Raw genomic sequence first — 20708 nt, forward strand, 5'->3', positions numbered from 1 at the left:
CTCCTATCCCGACAGGTTGAAGTTGCCGTCTCCGCCGTAGATCGCGAGGGAGACGAGAAGGGTTACGGTCACCACGGCGATGAGCGAGGTGCGGACGGCGTTTCCGACGGCGGTGCCGACTCCGGCGGGACCGCCGGCCGCGTTGTAGCCGTAGTAGGTGTGGATGAGCATGATCGTGATGGCCATCGCGATGGCCTGCACGAAGGACCACAGGATGTCCGTGGGGATGAGGAACGTCGAGAAGTAGTGGTCGTAGACGCCCCCGGACTGTCCGTAGATCTCCACGGTCGCGAACCGGCTCGCCAGGAACGAGGCGATGACGGCGAGGGAGTACAACGGCACCACGGCGATCATCCCGGCGACGATCCGCGTGGAGACGAGGTAGGTGACCGAGTCGATCGCCATCACCTCGAGTGCGTCGATCTCCTCCGACACGCGCATCGCGCCCAACTGGGCGGTCGCACCGGCCCCGATGGTGGCCGCCAACCCGATGCCGGCGATCACCGGGGCGGCGATTCGCACGTTGATGAACGCCGCGAAGAAACCGGTGAGCGCCTCGACCCCGACATCCGTGAGCGACGAGAACCCCTGGACGGCGATCACGCCGCCGGTGGCCAGGGTGAGGAACCCGACGATCACCACGGTGCCGCCGATCATCGCCAGCGCGCCCGTACCCATGGCGATCTCGGCGATGAGCCGCAGCGTCTCCTTGCGGTAATGCGTGAGCGCCCGCGGCGTGGCCAGAAGCGCTCGCCAGAAGAACAGGGCGATGCCGCCGAAATCGTCGATCCTGCCGACGGTGTGGTGCCGGGCCCGCGCGAGGCGCGGGAACCGGGTGGTCTCGATGACGGTCACCTCACGCCCCCAGGACCTTGACACCCACGGCGGTCACCACGGTGTTGACGACGAACAGCGCCATGAACGCGAAGACGACGGTCTCGTTGACCGCGTTGCCGACCTCCTTCGGACCACCGCGGACATAGAGCCCCTTGTAGCAGGCGACCAGCCCGGCGAGCATCCCGAACAACCCGGCCTTGACCTGCGCGAGTATCAACTCGCCGAGGCCGGTGAGCAGCGTGATGCCGTTGACGAAGGCCCCCGGGTTGACTCCCTGGAGCAACACGGAGAAGAGGAACCCGCCGAGGATGCCGATGGTGCACACCAGCCCGTTGAGCAGGAGGGCGACGAAAGTCGACGCCGCGACCCGGGGCACCACCAGGCGCTTGACCGGATCGATGCCGAGCACCTCCATCGCGTCGATCTCCTCGCGGATGGTGCGCGCTCCGAGGTCTGCACAGATGGCGGTCGCGCCTGCGCCGGCGACGATGAGCACGGTGACCATGGGGCCCACCTGCGTCACCGCGCCGAGAGCGGCTCCGGCGCCGGACAGGTCGGCCGCGCCGATCTCGCGCAGCAGGATGTTGAGCGTGAAACTCACCAGGACCGTGAAGGGAATCGCCACCAGAACGGTGGCCAGCATCGAGACGCGGGCGATGAACCAGGACTGCTCGACGAACTCCCGGCCCTGTCGCACGATCGTCGGGAAGGAGACGAAGGTGTCCAGCGTCATGGCGACGAAGTCGCCGATCCCTCTGAGCGGCGCATCGATAACCCTCGCCATGGCGCCCCCTCCTGTCTTTCATCCCCCGGGCCACGCGCGATCGGCCACAGTGGCCTGGACTACCCCGGCCTGAACAAGTGACCGTTTCGTGTGATCCCGATTACACAGTATCTAGAACGCGTTCTATCTGGCAAGGGCTTCCCCATCCCCCCGACCGGTGCCCCTGCCAGCTCGTGTCGGGGGAATCTAACACGCCCGACACACCAATAAGTCGTCCCCGGCGCGATCGATGTCGATCACGCCGGGGACGGGCCCGCCACTCAGAGCTTCATGATCTCCGCAGCGGAGAAGGACTTGCCCTCCGGGCGGCCTGACCAGTGCCCGGAGATCGCATCCGCGAACTCGCGACGGTCCCATACGCCGCCCTCTGCGTCGAACCTCTTCTCCACGACGGGCGCCTCCACGAGCGCCACCATCCCGCCGTATACCACGAACAGCTGACCCGTGACGTCCGCGGCAGCGGGCGAGGCCAGGTAGGACACGAGGTCCGCGACCCGGTCCGGCGAGAGCGGATCCGGCCCTTCGGAGGGGTCCCAGGGCTCGAAGACCGCCTCCGTCATCCCGGTGCGACCGCGCGGGGCGATCGCGTTGGCGGTGCAGCCGATGCGCTCCAGCACCCGCGACGCGGACAGCGTCAGCGCGGTGATCGCGGCCTTGGCCGCGCCGTAGTTGGCCTGGCCGGGCGGGCCGAAGAGCCCCGCCTCCGACGAGGTGTTGATGAGCCGGCCGTAGACCGGCCCCCCGGACTTCTTGCTCTCCTCGCGCCAGTGGGCGGCCGCATTGCGGGTGAGCAGGAAGTGACCGCGCAGATGCACCTTCACGACCGCGTCGAAATCCTCGTCGGAGAGGTTGAACAGCATCTTGTCGCGCGTGATCCCGGCATTGTTGACCACCACGTGCAGCCCACCGAGCTTGAGGGCCTCGGCCACCATGGCGTCGGCGGTCTCCCGCTCGGAGACGTCGCCCACGACGAGTGCCGCCTTGGCTCCGGCCGCCTCGATGTCCGCGATCACCGCGTCTGCGGCTTCACCGGCGCGGATGTCGTTGATGACCACCGCGGCCGCGCCCGACCTGGCGAGCTCGACCGCCTCGGCCGCGCCGAGACCCGAGCCGGACCCGGTGACCACGGCGACCCGCCCGTCGAGTGAAAGGTCCGCGTCGAGCTTCTCCCGACCCATCCCCGCGGTCACTCCGCGGCCTTCAGCGCGGCCATCGGGCACTTCTCCACAGCCTTGAGTGCGCGCTTCTGCAGGTCCTCGGGGACCTCGTCGACGATCACACGCACGACCTCGTCGTCGTCGTTCAGCTCGAAGACCTTCGGCGCCAGGCCGACGCACACGGCCTGCCCCTCGCAGCGGTCGGGATCGACTTCAATCCTCATGCCGTCCTCCTCGGTCGCACCCACGGCCACCATGGCCGCGAGATGGTTGGATACTATGTGAGACACGACACTAGAACGTGTTCCACTCACCGATGAGCTTAGGGCATATGGACATCACCTACACCACCGACCAGGAACGTCTGCGCGGGGAGTTGCGCGAGTATTTCTCGGCACTGATGACCCCTGAACGACGCGAGGCCTTCACCTCCACCACCGGCGAGTACGGGCACGGCGACGCGTACCGCGAGATCGTCGCGGAGATGGGCCGAGACGGCTGGCTGACACTGGGGTGGCCCGAAGAATTCGGCGGGAAGAACCGGCCGATGATCGAGCAGCTCATCTTCACCGACGAGGCCGCGATCGCCGGCGTCCCGGTGCCGTTCCTCACCATCAACTCCGTGGCGCCCACCATCATGGCGTTCGGCTCCGACGAGCAGAAGAACTACTTCCTGCCCCGGATCAGCCGCGGTGAGCTGCACTTCGGCATCGGCTACTCCGAGCCGGACTCCGGCACCGACCTCGCGTCGCTCCGCACGCGGGCGGTCCGCGAGCCCGGGACCGGTGAGCACGAGGGCGGCGAGGTCTACCGGATCAACGGTCAGAAGATGTGGACGTCGCTGGTGGCGTACGCCGACTGGATCTGGCTGGCCGCGCGCACTGATCCGGACGCCAAGCGCCACAAGGGCATCTCCATGATCATGGTGCCCACCGACGCCGAGGGCTTCTCGTGGACCCCGGTCCACACGATGGCCGGCCCGGACACCAGTGCCACCTATTACCAGGACGTGGTGGTCCCGGCGAGCAACCTCGTGGGCCCCGAGCACGGCGGCTGGCCGCTCATGACCAACCAGCTCAACCACGAGCGCGTCGCCCTGACCTCGGCGGGGCCGCTGCAGGCCTCACTGCGGCAGGTCGTGCAGTGGGCGCGCACCACCCGCTCGGCGGACGTCGGCATGCCCGGGGACGGCACCGTCATGGACAACGAGTGGGTGCGGACCCACCTGGCCCGCGTCCACGCGATGGCCGAGTACCTGGCCCTGCGCAACTGGGAGATCGTCTCCGCGGACACCGCCGCGCCCACCCGCATCGCCGCGTCGGCGACCAAGGTGTACGGGACCGAGACGGCGTGCGAGGCCTACCGGTTGCTCATGGAGGTCCTCGGATCGAGCGGCTACCAGCGCTCCCACTCCCCGACCGCCGCCCTGCACGGGCGCATCGAGCGCCTCCATCGATCGGCGCTCATCCTCACCTTCGGGGGCGGCACCAACGAGGTGCAGCGCGACATCATCGCCACCGCCGGATTGGGGCTGCCCCCGGCGCCACGTGTCGCCCCCGCGCCGTCCGCCAGCACCGCCCGGAAGGAGCGCTGACATGGATTTCTCCGTCGACGACACCACCGCGGAGCTGACCGCCCTCGTCCGTGACATGGGCGAGCGTCTGGTCACCGACGACTCCCTGCGAGAACTCGACGCCCGGTTCGGCCCCGGCACCGAGTCCGGCGGAACCGACCGCGACACCGCCCGGTTCCACGCCCGATACTGGGAGGAACTGGTCCGGGCCGGGGTCCCGGCCGCCCTCGCCCCGGAGTCGCTCGGCGGCGCCGGGCTGGGGGTGATCGGCGAGGCCCTGGTCCTACGCGAGTTGGGCCGGGTCGTCGCCCCGGTTCCCCTGTCCCCCGCGATACGCGCGGCCCACCTGCTCGAGGCGGCCGGGCAGACCGACCGCGCCACCGCCGTGGCGGAGGGGCGCGAGATCGCCGCTGTCGCCGACGGCTGGTCCGGCTCCGCACCGGAGGTGGACTGGGCGCCGATCGCCGATGTGATCGTCCGGTCTTCGGCCGACGGCCTACACGTGGCGGACGGCGCGGCGGTCACCGTGGAACGCACGGTCCCCGTCGACTACTCGTGCAGCGGGCTCGTCACCGGTGACCCCGGTGCCGCCACCGCGCTCGCCGCCGGGGCGCTCGAGTTCGATGCCCTGCGCCGCCGCGTCCACCTTGCCGCCCACCAGTGGGGCGTGATCGAGGCCGCGCTCGAGCGCACCGCCGCGTACGCGAGCACCCGCCACCAGTTCGGTCGCCCCATCGGCACGTTCCAGGCCGTCGCCGCCCGCCTGGCGGACGGGTCCATCGACGTCGACGCCGTCCGGTTGAGCACCCTGCGCGCCGCCTACGAACTCGACGCCTGTAGCGGCGACCCCGGCCCGACCGCACACGCGGCGGTGGCCTCCGCCCACTTCTGGGCCTGCGACGCCGGCCACCGCCTCGCCCACACCGCCGTGCACGTCCACGGCGGCGTCGGGTTGGACCGCTCCGAGCCCGCCCACCGCTACTTCCTCGCCGCGAAGGCCGGCGAGTTCCGTCTCGGCGGCGCCACCCGGCAACTGCTCGACCTGGGCGACGTGCTGGCCACCGCGGGCGACCCGTGGGAGTACTCGGCGTGAGCGGCGCGGTGAAGACGATCGCGGACGTCGCCGCCCAGCCGTTCACCTCCGTCGCCGACGCGGTGCACGCCCTGTCCGCCGTCGGCGACCGCGGAATCTGGTCCGAGGGTCGGCTCACGCCCTGGTCGGAGGCCGTCGGTGCGGTGGCCGTGCGGATCGCGGCGCTACGGGAACTGATGACCTCGTCGTCGTCATCGTCGTCGTCACCACCGGCACGTCCCCACGTCGGCCTCCTCCTGGCCGGCACGCCCGAGTACCTCCACCTGCTCGGCGCGGCGGCATGCTCGGAGCTCGTCGTGGCCGGGCTCAACCCCACGCGGCGCGGCGAGGCCCTGATCCGCGACGCGGCCCTCGCCGACTGCGCGCTCATCCTCACGGACACCGACAACGCCGCACTGCTGGACGGGCTCGACCCCGGCGTGCCCGTGGTCTCCGTCGACTCCCCCGAGTGGACCGCGCTGCTGGACCGGCATGCCGGCGCGGCGCTCCCCGAGGTGGCGGACGTGCCAGCCGGCCCCGACGACCTCGTCGCGCTGGTGTTCACCTCGGGCACGAGCGGCGACCCCAAGGCCGTCCGGATCACGCAGAGCAAGATCTCCGTGCCCGGCCGCATGCTCGCCGAGAGGTTCGGGATCGGCGCGGACGACTGCGTGTACAGCGCGATGCCGCTGTTCCACTCCAACGCCGTGATGGTGGCGTGGCCGATCGCCCTGTACTCCGGATGCTCGATCGCCCTGCGGCGTCGCTTCTCCGCCTCCAACTGGCTCGACGACGTCCGGCGACACGGATGCACCTTCGCCAACTACGTCGGCGCACCACTGTCCTACATCCTGGCCACCCCCGAGCGCCCCGACGACGCCGACAACCCGATGCTCGTGGTCTACGGCAACGAGGCCCCGGCCGACGTGCGCCGCGAGTTCGCCCGGCGCTTCGGCGTCACCGTGGTGGACGGGTTCGGTTCCAGCGAGGGCGGCATCTCCGTCACCCGTACGCCCGGGACCCCCGACGCCGCACTCGGTCCGCTGCCGGACGGGGTACGGATAGTCGACCCGGAGTCCGGGGACGAGTGCCCCCGCGCCCGCTTCGACGACGCCGGTGTCCTGCTCAACGCCGACGAGTCCGTGGGTGAGATGGTCGCCGACGGGCCGGGCCTGTTCTCCGGGTACTACGGCGACCCCGCCGCCGACGCCGAGAGGATGCGCGGCGGCCGGTTCCACTCCGGTGACCTCGCGTACGTCGACGACGACGGATGGGTCTACTTCGCTGGCCGGTCCGGTGGCTGGATGCGCGTGGACGGGGAGAACCTGGCGGCGGCACCGATCGAACGCGTACTACGCCGTCACCCCGATGTGGCGGAGGTCGGCGTGTACGCCGTGCCGGCGGAGTCGGTGCGCGGTCCGGCCGTCATCGGCGACGCCGTCGCCGCGGCGGTGGTGCCACGCGAGGGAGCAGACGTCTCGACCCTGGCGGACGGATTCGGCGATTTCCTCGCCGCCCAACCCGACCTCGGGCCCAAACAGTGGCCGTCGCTGCTACGGATGACCGCCGCGCTGCCACGGACGGCCAGCTTCAAGTTCCGGGCCCGCGACCTCAGCTCGCTGGGCGCCGAGTCGGCCGGGGACAGGGTCTGGGTCCGCGCCGACGGTGGAGGGGCCTTCACCCCCGGGTGAGGTCGTCGGTAGGTTTGGCGTGTGGACCACGCCGTGAACCCCGACCTGCAGCATCCCGCCGGCGACGGCATCAACGCCGATGCCGTCGCCGCCGATGACGACTTCGGTATCTCCGCGCCCGTCCCGCCCAAACCGCTGCTGCGGGGGTGGATCCACGCCGGCACCCTGCCCGTGGCGATCGCGCTGGGCGTCGTGCTCACCGTCCTCGCCGAGGGCACCGCGCTGACCTGGGCCTGCGCCGTGTTCCTGGCGACCTCGACCCTGCTGTTCGGGATCTCGGCCCTGTACCACCGGGTGAACTGGGGGCCACGCGCCGCGGCCCTGATGCGCCGGCTCGACCACTCCAACATCTTCCTGCTCATCGCCGGCACGTACACCCCCATGACGGTGGCGGCACTGGAGCCCCCGACCACCCAGATCCTGTTGACGCTCGTGTGGTCGGGGGCTCTGCTGGGGATCCTGTTCCGCCTGTTCTGGTTGTCCGCGCCGCGCTGGCTGTACGTTGTCCTCTACATCGGCCTCGGCTGGACCGCGGTGTGGTTCGCCGGCGACCTCATCACCGCCAACCTCGCCGCCGTCATCCTGGTGATGGTCGGTGGCGTCGCCTACACCGGCGGCGCGGTCGTCTACGGCCTCAAGCGACCCGACCCGGCCCCCGGCGTCTTCGGCTTCCACGAGGTGTTCCACACGTGCACCGTGATCGCGTTCGCCTGCCACTGGGCCGCGATGCTGCTGTTCGTCCTGACCAGCTGATGACCTGCTGACGACCTGCTGGCCCGATGGCCAGCTGGGCGACCGCTCCGGCGAGCCGCCCGATACAGAAACGAGAATCCGCTATCCCGATTCCGGATCCGCTACCCGAATTGGGCTGGCGGATCCGGAATCGGAGTAGCGGATCTGGCCGATGACGGCGAGACAGGCCCGGCCGGTCAGGCCAGGGTCGTGCGCAGTCGCTCGACGGCGGCCTCGTACTCGGCGACGATCTGCGCCATCGTCTCGGCCACGGGCACCACGCCCTCGAGGGAGCCGATGATCTGCCCTGCGGGCATCGCCACGACCTCGGGATCCTGCGCCTCGGAGATCCGCTGGTGGGCCTCCGCGACGAGGATGTTCTGCAGCGGCATGGGCAGCGGGTCCGGCGCGTCGGCGGCGGCCCACGCCTCGGTCCACTTGCTCTTGAGCAGCCGCGCGGGCTTGCCCGAGTAGATGCGCGTGCGGACGGTGTCGCGGCTGGTCGCGGCCACGAGCGCCTTCTGCATGGCCTGCGACCCGCCGTCCTCGGCGTACTCGGCGGCCGTGAGCCAGCGCGATCCCATCCAGGCGCCCTGCGCGCCCATCCCGATCACGGACGCGACCTGGGTCCCGTCGCCGATGCCACCGGCGGCCAGCACCGGGGCCCGGCCGTCGAGGGCCTTGACGATCTCGGGGACCAGCACCATCGTCGCGACGTCGCCGGTGTGACCTCCCGCCTCGCCGCCCTGGGCGATCACGATGTCCACGCCGTTGTCGACGTGGGCCAGGGCGTGCTTGGTGGCGCCGGCGAGGGCGGCGACCTTCATCCCGTTCTCGTGGGCGAGGTCGATGATGTGCTTCGGCGGCGAGCCCAGGGCGTTGGCGATGAGCACCGGCCGGTGCTTGAGAGACATCTCCACGTGCGACTGGGCGACCGAGTGGAGCCACCCGATGACCCCTGCGTTGTGCTCGGCGTCATCGCCGAGCGGCGGGACGCCGAGGTCGTCGAGGACCCGGGAGACGAACGACTTGTGCTCCTCGGGGATCATCGCGGCGATGTCCTCCGGGCTCCCCTCGGTGGGGACCTTGTTGGGCATGACGATGTCCACCCCGTAGGGCTTGCCGTCGGTGTTCTCGTCCATCCAGGTGAGGACCTCGTCGAGTTCCGCGGCATCGTTGTACCGCACACACCCGAGCACGCCCATGCCGCCGGCACGGGTCACGGCGGCCGCGACGGCCTTGGACGGGGTGAACGCGAAGACCGGGTACTCGATCCCGAACTCCTCCGTGAGGGAAGTGCGAATGCTCACTTGCTGATCTCCTGGCTGTCGTCTGCGGGGCGGGACGCGGCGATGTCCGCGGCCCACCGGTAGTCGGGCTTGCCCGCGGGATTGCGCTTGACCGAGGTCTCGACCCAGACCGCGCGCGGGCACTTGTAGCGGGCGATCTCCGTGCGCGCGTGCTCGTTGATCTCCTCGATGGGCGGGCACTTGCCGTCCCGGGTGTGCAGCACGGCGGCGACCTTCTGCCCCATCCGCTCGTCGGGGACGCCGATCACCAGCGCGTCGAACACGTCGGGGTGCGTCTTGAGGGCCGCCTCGACCTCCTCCGGGTGCACCTTCTCGCCGCCGGTGTTGATGGACACCGAGCCGCGGCCGAGCATCGTGACGGTGCCGTCGGACTCGACCCGGGCGTCGTCGCCGGGGATGGAGTAGCGCTTGCCGTTGTACGTCTTGAACGTCGCCGCGGTCTTGGCCTCGTCCTTGTAGTACCCCAGCGGGATGTGACCGGTCCGGGCCACCTTGCCGATGACATCCGATCCGGGTTGGATCTCGTTGCCGTCGTCGTCGAGGACCGTGGTCTCGCCGTCGATCTTCACGCGCGGACCGCCGGTGTGGGTCTTCCCCTTCTCCGCCAGTGCGATGCCCGAGAAGCCCGTCTCCGACGACCCGATGGAGTCCGAGATCATCGCGTTGGGGAAGGCCTCGATGAACTGGTCCTTGACCGAGGGCGAGAAGAGCGCGGCCGAGGACCCGATGTAGAAGAGCGACGAGGGGTCGTACTTCTCCGCGTCCCAGGCCTCGATCATCGGGCGCGCCATCGCGTCACCGGTGATGAACATCAGGTTGATCTTGCGGTCGGTGACCGTCTGCCAGACCGTCTCCGCGTCGAATTCCGGGATGAGCACACTCGTGTGACCGGCGAACAGGGCCATGAGGATCGCCCACTGGGCTCCACCGTGGATGAGCGGCGGTAGCGCGGCCCGGACCAGCACCCCACCGTCGACGGCCTTGTTCGCCAGCTCCCATTCGTCGGCGACCCGCTCCCCCGTGAGGAAATCGATGCCACCGCCCAGGACCATGAACACGTCCTCCTGGCGCCACATGACGCCCTTCGGCGAACCCGTGGTGCCACCCGTGTACAGCATGTAGATGTCGTCGTTCGAGCGCTCGCCGAAGTCCCGCTCCGGGGACTGCGCCGCCAGGGCGTCCTCGTAGTGCGCCACGAAGACGCTCTCGGGGACCACCGGGTCCGGCCCGTCGGTCCCGTCCTCGAACACCAGGCAGTGCCGGACCCCCGGGGTCCTGGGCAGGGCCTCGGCCAGGGTCTGCGAGTACCGCCGCTCGTGGATCACCGCGACGGCGTCGGAGTTGTCGAGGAGGTACTCGAGCTCGGCAGGGACGTAGCGGAAATTCACGTTGACCATGACCGCGCGGATTTTGAAGATCGCCACCATGGCCTCGACGGCCTCGACGGTGTTGCGGCTGTACACCGCGACCTTGTCATCGGGCCCCACCCCCACCGACTGCAGGTGGTGGGCGAGTCGGTTGGCACGGTCCTCGAACTCCCGGAAGCTGAGCTCACGATCACCCTGGACGAGCACGAGCCGGTCGGGGACACGGTCCACGCTGTGTTCTACGAGATCTCCGATGGTGTACGCCATGCCCCCAAACTAGAACGTGTTACCTTCCCGTGGTGTGGGTTACATCGAACCCGGCATAAAGAAATCCTCCAGGAGGCCCCAGATGACCAGCGTCGCGACGCCCGAGGACCAGCACCTGCTCACCGAGCGGCGTGGGCACGTCCTGATCGTCACCATGAACCGCCCCGAGGCCAGGAACGCCCTATCGGCGCCGATGATGCGGGGCATGGAGGCCGCCTGGGATCTGGTGGACACCGACCCCGACATCCGGGCGTGCATCCTCACCGGCGCCGGCGGGTTCTTCTGCGCGGGCGCCGACCTCAAGGCCATGAACTCCGACGCCCCGGGGGACAAGTTCGCCGGCGGCGGTTGGGACCTCACGACGCTCCCGGCCCTGCTCAAGGGCCGTCGACTGAGCAAGCCGCTCATCGCCGCTGTCGAGGGGCCGGCCATCGCGGGCGGGACCGAGATCCTGCAGGGCACCGACATCCGCGTCGCCGGACGGTCCGCGAAGTTCGGTGTCTCCGAGGCGCGGTGGGGCCTGTACCCACTCGGTGGTTCGGCGGTCCGACTCGTGCGCCAGATCCCATACACCGTCGCGATGGAGGTCCTCATGACGGGCCGCCACCTCACCGCGGAGGAGGCCGAGCGTGTCGGGCTCATCGGCCACGTCGTCGACGACGGATCGGCCCTCGACAAGGCCCTGGAGATCGCCGACCTCATCTCCGCGAACGGTCCGCTGGCGGTCCGGGGGATGATCGAGACCATCCGCCGCACCGAGGGCATGCACGAGGAGGAGGCCTTCCGCATCGACGCCGAGGTGGGCGGGCGGGTCTTCGCCTCCGCCGATGCGAAGGAGGGCCCGCGGGCCTTCGCCGAGAAGCGCACGCCCGAGTTCCGGGGAGAGTGACTGCACGCCCCCGGGTCTGCCGATATGGTCGACGTGACAGCCGTTGAGACGAAGGGTGGGGCGAGCCAGTGACAGGACCAGGGCCGCGGGTCGTGATCGCCGACGACGACGACGACATCCGTGAGCTCGTCGCCTTCAAGCTCGACAACGCCGGATACGAGATCCGCACCGCCCGCGACGGGGTGGAGGCCCTCGAGGCGATCACGAGCTTCGCCCCGTCCCTGGCCATCCTCGACATCATGATGCCCGGTCTGTCCGGGCTCGACGTCCTCCGGCGCCTGCGGGACGGTGAGGGGCCGGAGGACTGCCGCGTCCTGCTCCTCACCGCCCGCGCCCGGGATTCCGAGGTCGACGCGGGGTTCGCGGCGGGTGCCGACGACTACGTCATCAAACCCTTCAGTCCCCGGGAGCTACTCCGCCGGGTCGACGCGTTGCTCGGCCGGTAGAACCGCGGACCGCCCGGTGCTCCTCTCGTACGACGACCCCTCGCCCTCCCTGCTCGACGACGTCGCGCCCGAGGTCGCGTCCAGCGTGCTCACCACATCGCTGTGGATCCTGGTCGCCTCCATCGCCGTGCTGATCATCGTGATGCTGTGGGCCCACGCGGCGCGGATCAGCCGTGGTCGTCGTGTCGAGCGCATCCTGCGGCCGATCCGGCCCCGGCTGCTCGCGCTCGCCGCGGACGAGGATCCGGAGGGCGAGCCCCCCGGGAGGCTGAGCCGATACCGGGCGCGGGTGGTCGACCGCGCGGTACTCGACCTGCTCGGCAAGGTCCGTGGCGGTGCCGTCACCGCGCTGGTCGACATCCTCGACGGGCACGGCACCGTCGACGGTGCACTCCGCGGTGTCCGCTCGTTGTCGGCCACCACCAGGGCCCGCTCGGCACAGGTGCTCGGGGCGACGCGGCGGCCCGAGCACGCGGCCCCCCTGGCGGGGCTGCTCACGGACCGCGACCGCGCCGTGCGTTCGACCGCCGTGCGCGCCCTCGGGGTGCTCGGTGACGCGACCTACGCCGACGCGGTGTTGCGCGCTGTCCGCGAGGTCGGGGGTATCTCCGGGGTGCCCTCCCACGTCGCCGCGGACGCCCTCTTGGCCATGGGCGACGACGTCCGCGAGGCGGTGCGGCGCGGTCTCGACGACCCGGACCCCGGTGTGCGGTACGTCGCCGCCACCGTCGCGGCCCGCGGCGGTATGGCCTCCCTGCTGCCCCGCATCCTGCACCTGTTCCGCACCGACCGGGACGAGCGGGTACGTGCGGCCGCCGCGCGCACGCTCGGGATGATCGGGGACGCCCGCGTCATCGACGATCTCGGGCGGGCCCTCGGGGCCCACGAGTCGGCGACCGTGCGACTGGCCACCGCCACTGCCCTCGGTGAACTGGGCGCCCCGGCCGCGATCCCGCCCCTTCGGACCGTTCTGGCCGATCCCGACCGGAGACTGGCCGAGGTGGCCGCCGGCGCGCTCGCCTCCCTCGGCCGGAGGGGCGAGGCCGTCCTCGTCGACGCCCTGGAACGCGGCACCATCCCGCCGGAGATCTCCGTCCGGGACACCTCAGTGGTGTCGGAGGACGACCTGGCCGCACTCGCCTCGCTGGGGGCGGTGACCGCCATCGCCATCCGGGAGCGCAGGCCCGACCTGTACGACCTCGCCATGAGCGCCCGGCGGGCCGGCGAGCCCACGCATCACGATGCCCACCGGGACGAGGAGCCGGCCCCGTGATCGAGACACTCCGCGTGGTGATCGCGACTCTGCTGGATCTCATCGCCTGGCCCATCCTGCTCTACTTCGTGCTCATCAACTCCTCGTACCTGGTGCTCGTGATCGCCGCAGCCGTGGACTTCAGGAGCACGCGTCGTCGTCGTCGTCATTCCGGTCGCGTCGAACGTCTCGGCAGCCACACGGCGCCGGGGGTCTCGGTGGTCGTCCCCGCCTACAACGAGGCGGCCGGCGTCGTCGAGGCCGCCCGCTCACTCCTCGGACTGCGCTACCACCGCCACGAGGTGATCGTCGTCAACGATGGGTCCTCCGACGAGACCCTCCGCGTCCTCGTCGAGGCGTTCGATCTGGTCCGTGCCGACCGTGAGGTGCCCCACGACATCCCGACCCGGCAGGTGCCCCGCGGGATCTACGTCCCGCGCGACGGATACACCCGGCTCACCGTCATCGACAAAGCCAACTCGGGGCGCTCGGACTCCGTCAACGTCGGCATCAACACCGCGGTGGAGGACCTCATCATCTGCGTCGACGGCGATTCCCTGTTGGACCCCGACGCACTGCTCATCGTCACCGAGCCGTTCGCGGACGACCCGCTTCGCACCGCTGCCACCGGCGGTGTCGTGCGAGTCGCCAACGGGTGCACCATTCGGTCGGGGCAAATCGTCGATGTCCGGATGCCACGCAATCTCCTCGCCCAGATCCAGGCGCTCGAATATCTACGGTCATTCTTCCTGGGCCGGTCAGGATGGTCCAAGCTGCGGGCGCTGATCCTCATCTCCGGCGCCTTCGGCTGCTTCCGACGCGACCTGCTCGTGGAGGTCGGCGGACTCGACCCCGACTCCATCGGCGAGGACTTCGAACTCGTCATGCGCCTCCACCGTCTACTCCGCGAGCGCGACCAGGACTACCAGGTGACGTTCGTCCCCGAGCCTGTGTGCTGGACAGAGGTGCCGGAGACCCTGAAGGTTCTCGGCAAGCAACGCGCGCGATGGCACCGCGGGCTCTGGGAGACGTTGGTCAAACACCGCGTGATGTTCGGCAATCCGCGATACGGACGGGCCGGCACGCTCGCCGTCCCCTACTACTGGGCTTTCGAACTGTTCGCGCCCCTCATCGAGGCGGTCGGCCTGGTGCTCATGGTCCTGGGGTTCGTCCTGGGCCTGGTCAATCCCACCACCTTCTGGTTGTTCCTCGCCGTGGCCTACGGGTATGCGATCGTCGTCGCACTCACCGCAGCCGCCGTAGACGAGGTGTACTTCTCTCGTTACCACCGGTTCGGGAGCATGCTCTCCCTCATCGCATCGTCGGTCCTCGAGAACATCGGCTACCGCCAGCTCCACGTCATCTGGCGCCTCCGGGGCTGGTGGCAGGCGCTGCGCGGGAGCGAGCAGCAGTGGGGCGTCATGACGCGCCGCGGCTTCACCACGGAGGGGGCGTCGTGACGGAAGCAGCGACGACCCCGGATTCCGGACGGCCCGCCGAGAAGGTCTCCGAGGTCCTGCGCCGCAAGAGCCGCAGCATGCTCGTCCTCGTGGTGGTGATCGCGCTGCTGGGGCCCACCCTCCTGCTGGTCCAGTTCTACTTCTCCCAGCGCACCAGCTCCATCTATACCCCCGTCGTCGACACCACCAGCCGGTTGGTGATCGCCATGCGCTGGGCCCAGTCGGATCTGCGGATGGATCGCGCGTACGGCCTTCCCGGCGTGGAGGACAGGTTGCGGGTACTCGAGACGGACTCGCGGGAGGCACTGACCGAGCTGCAGCGTCTGGTCGGGGACGACGACGCCTTCTCCCCCGCCCTCGGCAAGCTCACTTCCGCTTCCGAGTCGTGGTGGCGCTACGCCGAGGCGGTCGTCGGGACGACGCCCGAGCTCGCCGCCGGGGAGTCCCCCCTCAGCCAGCAGGAGAACATTGACGCGGTCATGGACTTCACGGCGATGGTCACCGCCGCCGACACGCTGCTCTCCGCGGCCATGGACAAGCGGGCGGAGATGCGCACCTGGCGGACGGTCACGCTGTGGAGCGGGTCCGCGCTGACCTTCGTGATCATCTTCCTGGCCTCCACCGCGATCATCCGTGACACCCGCCGGACCGCCCGGACGATCGTCGATCCCATCGAGGAACTCGCCGAGGTGGCCCGGAACGACACCGAGGGCGGACGAGGTACCCGCGCCCGCACCGACGAGGGCCCGACGGAGGTCCGCGCGCTCGCCGCGGCGTTCAACGTGCTGTTGGACGCCAGAGATGACTACGAGGCGGGCCGGGAGGAACACGTCCGCAGGCTCGAGGAACTGGACCGGCAGAAGGACGACTTCGTCTCCACGGTCAGCCACGAACTCCGCACGCCGCTGGCCTCGATCATCGGCTACACCGAGATGCTGTGCGACGGCGACGGCGGCGACCTCACCCCCGCCCAGCATCGTCTGGTCTCGGTGGTCCAGCGCAACGCGGACCGGCTCAAGGGCCTGATCGAAGACCTGCTCACGCTCAGCCGGATCGAGGCCAGGGGCCTCGACACCGATCACGACCGGCTCCACCTCGACGCGGTGGTGGGTCACGTCCTCGAGTCGCTCCGGCCCGTGGCCGCCCGCGCCGACCTCACTCTCGCCGAGCGGATCGATCCGGCCGAGGTCACGGGCGACTCACTGCAGCTCGAGCGGGCGGTGACCAACCTGGTGAGCAACGCCATCAAGTTCACCCCGGAGGGTGGGTCGGTCACCGTGACCCTCACCGCGGACGACGACGCGGCGACCGTCACCGTGTCCGACACCGGCATCGGTATCCCCGAGGCCGAGCACGAGCACCTGGGTACGCGGTTCTTCCGGTCGAGCACCGCCCAGCGTGGGTCCATCCCCGGAACCGGGCTGGGGCTGAGCATCGTCCAAGCGATCGCCGAGGGTCACGACGGCGGCCTGGATTTCGACTCGGCGGAGGGCGAGGGCACCACCTTCCGGCTGACCGTGCCGCTGCACCACGTCCGCCCCCCCGGGGCCAGCGCCCCCGGGAACAGCGCCCCCAAGGACACCGTCCCCGGGGGCCGCGGCCCGACTACAGCTTGAGCCGTGTCCGGACCTGCATCGCCCTCAGGTATCCCGAGGCCATCCGCTGTTTGTCCTTGGTGAACGGCGGCACCATAACCTCCGAGACGCTGCGGTCGAACGAGTGGTGCGCCACCGCCCGCTCGTGAGTGAACGTCCGGAAGCCGTAGTGGCCATGGTAACCGCCCATGCCCGAGTTGCCGACGCCGCCGAACGGGATGGCGGACGAGGCCATGCCGATCCCGAAGTCGTTGCCGTAGATGTTGCCGGAGCGGGTGCGGTCGGCGACGGTCTCGAAGCGGTCGTTTCGGTCCCCGTACCAGTACAGGACGAGCGGGCTGGGCCGGTCGTTGACGTAGCGGATCGCCTCGTCGAGGCCCCTGTAGCCGAATACCGTGAGGACGGGGCCGAACACCTCCTCGGAGTCGATCTCCATGTCCGGGGTCACGCCGGTGAGCAGGGTGGGCGCGATCTTGCGGCCGACCGGGTCGGGCAGCCGTTCGCCGGCCGGCGCGGCGTCGCGTTTGTCGGCGCCCTTCCCCACGGCGTCGTCGATCAGGCCGACGATCCGCTCGTAGTTCGAGGTGTTGACGGTCGCCGTGTACTCGGGGTTTCCGACGATCGCGGGCAGGCTGGTGCGCCACTGGTCGAGCACGGTGTCGCAGAACGCGTCCAGTCCGTCCTCGGGGACGAACACGTAATCCGGGCACATGCACACCTGACCGCCGTTGACGAGGCGGGAGGACGCGATGCTGCGCGCAGCCCGGTCGATGTCGGCGCTGGTGTCGACTAGGACCGGGTTCTTGCCGCCCAGTTCGAGGGTGACGGGGGTGAGGTTCTCCGCGGCGTCCTTGGCGACGGACTTGCCGACCCCTGGCGAGCCGGTGAAGAACAGGTGGTCGTACGGGAGGCGGGAGAAGTCGGCGCCGCGGCCGTGTTCGGGGCCGGCGAAGGCCAGCTCGTCGACGGCGAAGTATTCGGGCGCCCGGCTGCAGAGCACCTCCGTGGTGTGCGCGGTGACCGAGCTCGGGCGGATCATCACCCGGTTGCCGGCGGCCAGCGCGGAGCCCGCGGGGACGATCGTGAGGTAGAGCGGGAAGTTCCAGGGGCCGATGATCCCCACGACGCCCTTGGGGTCGTGTCGGATCTGTTGGGTGAAACCCAGTCGGTCCAGTGCGCGCGAGGGGCGGGTGGGCTTCATCCACTTGCGCACGTGGCCGCGCTGGTGGTCCAGGTCCGGGATGGAGGAGGCGATGTCGGTGAGCGTGGAGAGCGTCTCGGGGCGGGAGCCGTAGTCCTCGCGCATGGCCTCGGTGAGCTCGGCGGCGTTGTCCAGGACGAGCTTCTTGAGCCGGCTGATGCGGTCGCGGCGGATCTTGGCGCCGGGCTGCGGGTCGGCGAGGAACGCCTGTTGTTGCCGCTCGAGGATCTGCGCGAGCGTGAGATCGCGCGCGGTGGGGGTCGTGGCCATGCCACCAGGGTAGAACGTGTTCTCGCCATGTGCGAGCCAGCTGGAAGCAAGGGACGTTACAGAAAACTTCGAGATAGGTGAATATTTTCACAAAACTCTTATCGGGTAGCCAATCGCCTGGAGAGGTGCTTACATCGCCTATGTCACATCCCTCCACACCTAAGGAAGAGAATCTATGCGCACTCGCGTCACTCTCGCCGCGTTCGCGGTCGCCGCCCTGGCGGCCACTCCCCTCGCCAACGCCCAGTCCGCCGAACTCATGCTCGACGTCCAAGCCGCCTCCTCCGGGGTCGCCACCGGTTCCGGCATCCCAGCCGGCTCGCTGGGCTCGATCGGCGCGCCCGAGGACGACGGCCTCGCTCCCGGCGCCAACCTCGGCACGGTCGACGGCGACCGCTCGGTCGGCTGCGACGTCAACTGGGTGGCCGAGGCCATCAACGCTCTCGAGTCGGACGAGGACAGCGACCTCTACCTCGGCCAGGACGGCGAGCCGGTCAACAGCCCCGCGAATGGCGGCTTCGTCTCCGAGCTGAGCTCCGGCTTCGACAGCCCCGGCGAGCTCCAGTTCCAGCACTTCACCAGCCAGGACGGGCAGACCTTCTACTGGCGTACGCCGGTCGCCACCCAGGTGCCGATCAATGACGCGGTCCTCACCCTGACGTTCGAGCCGAACACCTTCACCGAGGCGCCCACATCCAATGATGTCGGCGTGTCGTTCTTCGAGCCGCGTGAGGATGCGTTCGGCATGCCGGACTACGACTGGTCCAACGATGCCGGACAGCCCACCGTCTCCGGCTCGGTCGAGGAGGGCTTCACGCTCACCTACGAGCTCGGCGACCTCGAGGCCATGACGGGCGTCGGCGTCCAGGTCGGCGGCCCCGTAGAGGAAGACGTCACCTCGCAGACCGGCACCGCCACCCTGACCGGCACCTACCCGGTCGGCACCGAGAGCTGCACCCCGGTTCAGGGCTCGATCGCCGGCACCCCGCTCGGCTCGCTCGCCGGCTCGCTGGCCGACCTCGGCAGCTGATCCAGCCGAAGCCGAGCGCAGGACAGCGCTGCCGCGGAACACCGCACCCCCTGCCGGATCCGGCAGGGGGTGCGGTCGTTCTCAGGGCCGGACGAGGACCCCGGCTACGCCCAGTACGAATCCTTCAGCGTGCGCTTCATCAGCTTCCCGTTGGCCTGACGGGGCAGCTCGTCCACCACGTCGATCGACCGCGGCATCTTGAACTTGGCCAGTCGGCCGGAGAGGTCGTCGAGGATCTGCGTCTTGAGCTCGTCGGACTCGACGTACCCCTCGGCCAGCTCCACCACGGCCTTGACCTCCTCACCCCAGTCCTTGTGCGGGATGCCGAACACCGCCACGTCTCGGACCGCCTCATGGCGGGTCATCTCCGACTCGATCTCGGCCGGGTAGATGTTCACACCGCCGGAGATGATCATGTCGTTCTTGCGGTCGCACAGGAACAGATAGCCGTCGGAGTCCACGTAGCCGATGTCGCCCATGGTGAACAGCTCGCCGACGTAGGTCTTCGCGGTCTTCTCCGCATCCTGGTGGTATTCGAACTTGGACCCGTGCATCTGGAGGTAGACGTTGCCGATCTCGCCGGTGGGCAGCTCGTTGCCGTCGTCGTCGAGGATCTTCAGGGTGGTGGTCTTCCAGGGCCGCCCCACGCTGCCGGGCTTGCGCAGCCACTCCTCGCCGGTGATGGTGCATCCACCACCCTCGGTGCCGGCGTAATACTCCGTGAGCACGGGGCCCCACCAGTCGAGCATCGCCTGTTTGACGTGCTTGGGGCACGGCGCGGCACCGTGGACGATCGTGCGCAGGCTCGACACGTCGTACTTCGCGCGCACGTCCTCGGGCAGCTCGAGCAGTCGGGAGAACTGGGTCGGCACCATGTGCGACTGGGTGACGCCGTGGGCGTCGATGAGCCGCAGCATCTCCTCGGGCGTCCACTTGTCCATGAGGACTGCGGCCTGCCCGAGGTTGAGCGAGATGGTGACGAAGTTGAGCACGGCCGTGTGGTACAGCGGCGAGCCGCAGATGTGGACGTTGTCCGGCGCCTGGATGTCGAACCCGGCGAAGAAGTAGTAGTTGGGCACCGTCACCTGGTCGGGCGAGGCACCGGTGAGCGGGCGCCGCACACCCTTGGGACGTCCGGTGGTGCCGGAGGTGTAGAGCATCGGAGCGCCGAGGGTCCGGGACGACGGCAAGGGGTCCTCCCCCTGCGCCGGGGCGGTGAGCTCGGCGAGCGGACGGAACCCGGGGACGTCGCCGATGGCGTAGCAGCGGGAGGGGTCGAGCCCGGCCTCCGCGGCGGCGGCGGTGGCGACGTCGGCGAACCGCTCGTCGGCGATGAACACCGTCGATCCCGAGTTCTCGAGGATGTAGGCCACCTCGGGGCCCGTGAGGTGCCAGTTCGCGGGAGCCACGTAGAGACCGACCTCGATCGCCGCGTAGTAGACCTCGAGGAAGCCGATGCTGTTCGGCGCCAGGAGGACGATGCAGTCCCCGGCCTCCAGTCCGAGCTCGCGCAGACCGCGGGCGTAACCGTGGGCGGCGCCCGCGAGTTCGCCGAAACTCACCTGACGACCGGCCGCCTCGATCACCGCGACGCGGTCCGGCTCCGCTTCGGCGATCCGGTAGACACTGGTCACGTGCTCCCCGGTCCGCGGGTCGAGGACTCCGGCGTCGGTGGGGACGGAGGGTGTGGGTGCGCTCATGCCCCCACACTAGAACGCGTTCTAGCCTCCGTCGAGGCTTTGCCCTCCGCCGACCCGCTTCTCTAGGGCGTCCGC

At 69.7% G+C, this 20708-nt stretch carries 18 protein-coding genes; 10 read left to right on the forward strand and 8 right to left on the reverse strand.

Annotation, left to right across the window (positions count from 1 at the left end; all coding sequences use genetic code 11):
- Positions 1-3 precede the first annotated feature (3 nt).
- From AC3DEV_RS03025 to AC3DEV_RS03040, 4 genes are all read right to left on the reverse strand, one after another.
- The gene (locus AC3DEV_RS03025; protein WP_371607075.1) at positions 4-846 is read right to left on the reverse strand and encodes an MlaE family ABC transporter permease; all 843 of its coding nucleotides are present in this window, start codon (positions 844-846) and stop codon (positions 4-6) included.
- Positions 847-856: 10 nt separating this feature from the next.
- Positions 857-1621, reverse strand: coding sequence for an MlaE family ABC transporter permease (locus tag AC3DEV_RS03030; protein ID WP_096906016.1), 765 nt, complete (start codon positions 1619-1621; stop codon positions 857-859).
- A 260-nt stretch (positions 1622-1881) separates the two neighbouring features.
- Complete coding sequence (locus AC3DEV_RS03035) at positions 1882-2799, reverse strand: 3-oxoacyl-ACP reductase (protein ID WP_067712141.1); 918 nt, start codon at positions 2797-2799, stop codon at positions 1882-1884.
- Positions 2800-2807: 8 nt separating this feature from the next.
- Positions 2808-3002 carry a ferredoxin gene (locus AC3DEV_RS03040; RefSeq protein ID WP_067712138.1) on the reverse strand — a complete coding sequence of 65 codons (195 nt, stop codon included), beginning with the start codon at positions 3000-3002 and terminating at the stop codon, positions 2808-2810.
- A 107-nt stretch (positions 3003-3109) separates the two neighbouring features.
- Between AC3DEV_RS03040 and AC3DEV_RS03045 the strand changes: the two genes are divergently transcribed.
- From AC3DEV_RS03045 to trhA, 4 genes are read left to right on the forward strand one after another with little or no spacing between them, the layout of a single operon-like run.
- Positions 3110-4372, forward strand: a complete 1263-nt coding sequence (locus AC3DEV_RS03045; RefSeq protein ID WP_096906017.1) for an acyl-CoA dehydrogenase family protein — start codon at positions 3110-3112, stop codon at positions 4370-4372.
- A 1-nt stretch (position 4373) separates the two neighbouring features.
- Entirely contained in the window at positions 4374-5444 is a 1071-nt protein-coding gene (locus AC3DEV_RS03050; protein WP_488371255.1) for an acyl-CoA dehydrogenase family protein, read from the forward strand.
- Positions 5441-7114: an AMP-binding protein gene (locus tag AC3DEV_RS03055; protein ID WP_488371256.1), complete on the forward strand. Its 1674-nt coding sequence runs from the start codon at positions 5441-5443 to the stop codon at positions 7112-7114. The genes AC3DEV_RS03050 and AC3DEV_RS03055 overlap by 4 nt, the downstream gene beginning before the upstream one ends.
- Before the next feature lie 21 nt (positions 7115-7135).
- Positions 7136-7867: a PAQR family membrane homeostasis protein TrhA gene (gene trhA, locus AC3DEV_RS03060; protein WP_181694273.1), complete on the forward strand. Its 732-nt coding sequence runs from the start codon at positions 7136-7138 to the stop codon at positions 7865-7867.
- A gap of 176 nt (positions 7868-8043) precedes the next feature.
- Here trhA and AC3DEV_RS03065 read toward each other — a convergent pair whose 3' ends face one another.
- Positions 8044-9150 carry an NAD(P)H-dependent flavin oxidoreductase gene (locus tag AC3DEV_RS03065; protein ID WP_488371484.1) on the reverse strand — a complete coding sequence of 369 codons (1107 nt, stop codon included), beginning with the start codon at positions 9148-9150 and terminating at the stop codon, positions 8044-8046.
- Positions 9151-9152: 2 nt separating this feature from the next.
- Complete coding sequence (locus AC3DEV_RS03070) at positions 9153-10790, reverse strand: acyl-CoA synthetase (protein ID WP_488371257.1); 1638 nt, start codon at positions 10788-10790, stop codon at positions 9153-9155.
- An 82-nt stretch (positions 10791-10872) separates the two neighbouring features.
- On the opposite strand from AC3DEV_RS03070, the gene AC3DEV_RS03075 reads away from it, so the two are divergent.
- From AC3DEV_RS03075 to AC3DEV_RS03095, 5 genes are all read left to right on the forward strand, one after another.
- Entirely contained in the window at positions 10873-11679 is an 807-nt protein-coding gene (locus AC3DEV_RS03075) for a crotonase/enoyl-CoA hydratase family protein (RefSeq protein ID WP_488371258.1), read from the forward strand.
- A 68-nt stretch (positions 11680-11747) separates the two neighbouring features.
- On the forward strand, positions 11748-12125 hold the full coding sequence (locus AC3DEV_RS03080) for a response regulator transcription factor (RefSeq protein WP_488371259.1): 378 nt from the start codon (positions 11748-11750) through the stop codon (positions 12123-12125).
- 16 nt (positions 12126-12141) lie between these two features.
- Positions 12142-13398 carry a HEAT repeat domain-containing protein gene (locus AC3DEV_RS03085; RefSeq protein WP_488371260.1) on the forward strand — a complete coding sequence of 419 codons (1257 nt, stop codon included), beginning with the start codon at positions 12142-12144 and terminating at the stop codon, positions 13396-13398.
- Positions 13395-14837 carry a glycosyltransferase family 2 protein gene (locus AC3DEV_RS03090; protein ID WP_488371261.1) on the forward strand — a complete coding sequence of 481 codons (1443 nt, stop codon included), beginning with the start codon at positions 13395-13397 and terminating at the stop codon, positions 14835-14837. The genes AC3DEV_RS03085 and AC3DEV_RS03090 overlap by 4 nt, the downstream gene beginning before the upstream one ends.
- Positions 14834-16453: a sensor histidine kinase gene (locus AC3DEV_RS03095; protein ID WP_488371262.1), complete on the forward strand. Its 1620-nt coding sequence runs from the start codon at positions 14834-14836 to the stop codon at positions 16451-16453. The genes AC3DEV_RS03090 and AC3DEV_RS03095 overlap by 4 nt, the downstream gene beginning before the upstream one ends.
- Here AC3DEV_RS03095 and AC3DEV_RS03100 read toward each other — a convergent pair.
- Positions 16443-17903 carry an aldehyde dehydrogenase family protein gene (locus AC3DEV_RS03100; RefSeq protein WP_488371263.1) on the reverse strand — a complete coding sequence of 487 codons (1461 nt, stop codon included), beginning with the start codon at positions 17901-17903 and terminating at the stop codon, positions 16443-16445. The genes AC3DEV_RS03095 and AC3DEV_RS03100 overlap by 11 nt on opposite strands.
- A 175-nt stretch (positions 17904-18078) precedes the next feature.
- Between AC3DEV_RS03100 and AC3DEV_RS03105 the strand changes: the two genes are divergently transcribed.
- Complete coding sequence (locus AC3DEV_RS03105) at positions 18079-18933, forward strand: hypothetical protein (RefSeq protein ID WP_488371264.1); 855 nt, start codon at positions 18079-18081, stop codon at positions 18931-18933.
- A gap of 104 nt (positions 18934-19037) precedes the next feature.
- Here the strand turns inward: AC3DEV_RS03105 and AC3DEV_RS03110 are convergent, their stop codons facing one another.
- Positions 19038-20633, reverse strand: coding sequence for an AMP-binding protein (locus tag AC3DEV_RS03110; RefSeq protein WP_488371265.1), 1596 nt, complete (start codon positions 20631-20633; stop codon positions 19038-19040).
- Between the last annotated feature and the right edge of the window lie 75 nt (positions 20634-20708).

The organism is Dietzia sp. IBK-p2-15D (assembly GCF_057773105.1).

Excerpts from the sequence above, each read along its gene's own strand:
- AC3DEV_RS03075 (WP_488371258.1), top strand. The coding sequence starts at position 10,873 with ATGACCAGCGTCGCGACGCCCGAGGACCAGCACCTGCTCACCGAGCGG.
- AC3DEV_RS03105 (WP_488371264.1), top strand. The coding sequence starts at position 18,079 with ATGCGCACTCGCGTCACTCTCGCCGCGTTCGCGGTCGCCGCCCTGGCG.
- AC3DEV_RS03030 (WP_096906016.1), bottom strand. The coding sequence starts at position 1,621 with ATGGCGAGGGTTATCGATGCGCCGCTCAGAGGGATCGGCGACTTCGTC.
- AC3DEV_RS03035 (WP_067712141.1), bottom strand. The coding sequence starts at position 2,799 with ATGGGTCGGGAGAAGCTCGACGCGGACCTTTCACTCGACGGGCGGGTC.
- AC3DEV_RS03045 (WP_096906017.1), top strand. The coding sequence starts at position 3,110 with ATGGACATCACCTACACCACCGACCAGGAACGTCTGCGCGGGGAGTTG.
- AC3DEV_RS03070 (WP_488371257.1), bottom strand. The coding sequence starts at position 10,790 with ATGGCGTACACCATCGGAGATCTCGTAGAACACAGCGTGGACCGTGTC.
- AC3DEV_RS03040 (WP_067712138.1), bottom strand. The coding sequence starts at position 3,002 with ATGAGGATTGAAGTCGATCCCGACCGCTGCGAGGGGCAGGCCGTGTGC.
- AC3DEV_RS03110 (WP_488371265.1), bottom strand. The coding sequence starts at position 20,633 with ATGAGCGCACCCACACCCTCCGTCCCCACCGACGCCGGAGTCCTCGAC.
- AC3DEV_RS03050 (WP_488371255.1), top strand. The coding sequence starts at position 4,374 with ATGGATTTCTCCGTCGACGACACCACCGCGGAGCTGACCGCCCTCGTC.
- AC3DEV_RS03100 (WP_488371263.1), bottom strand. The coding sequence starts at position 17,903 with ATGGCCACGACCCCCACCGCGCGCGATCTCACGCTCGCGCAGATCCTC.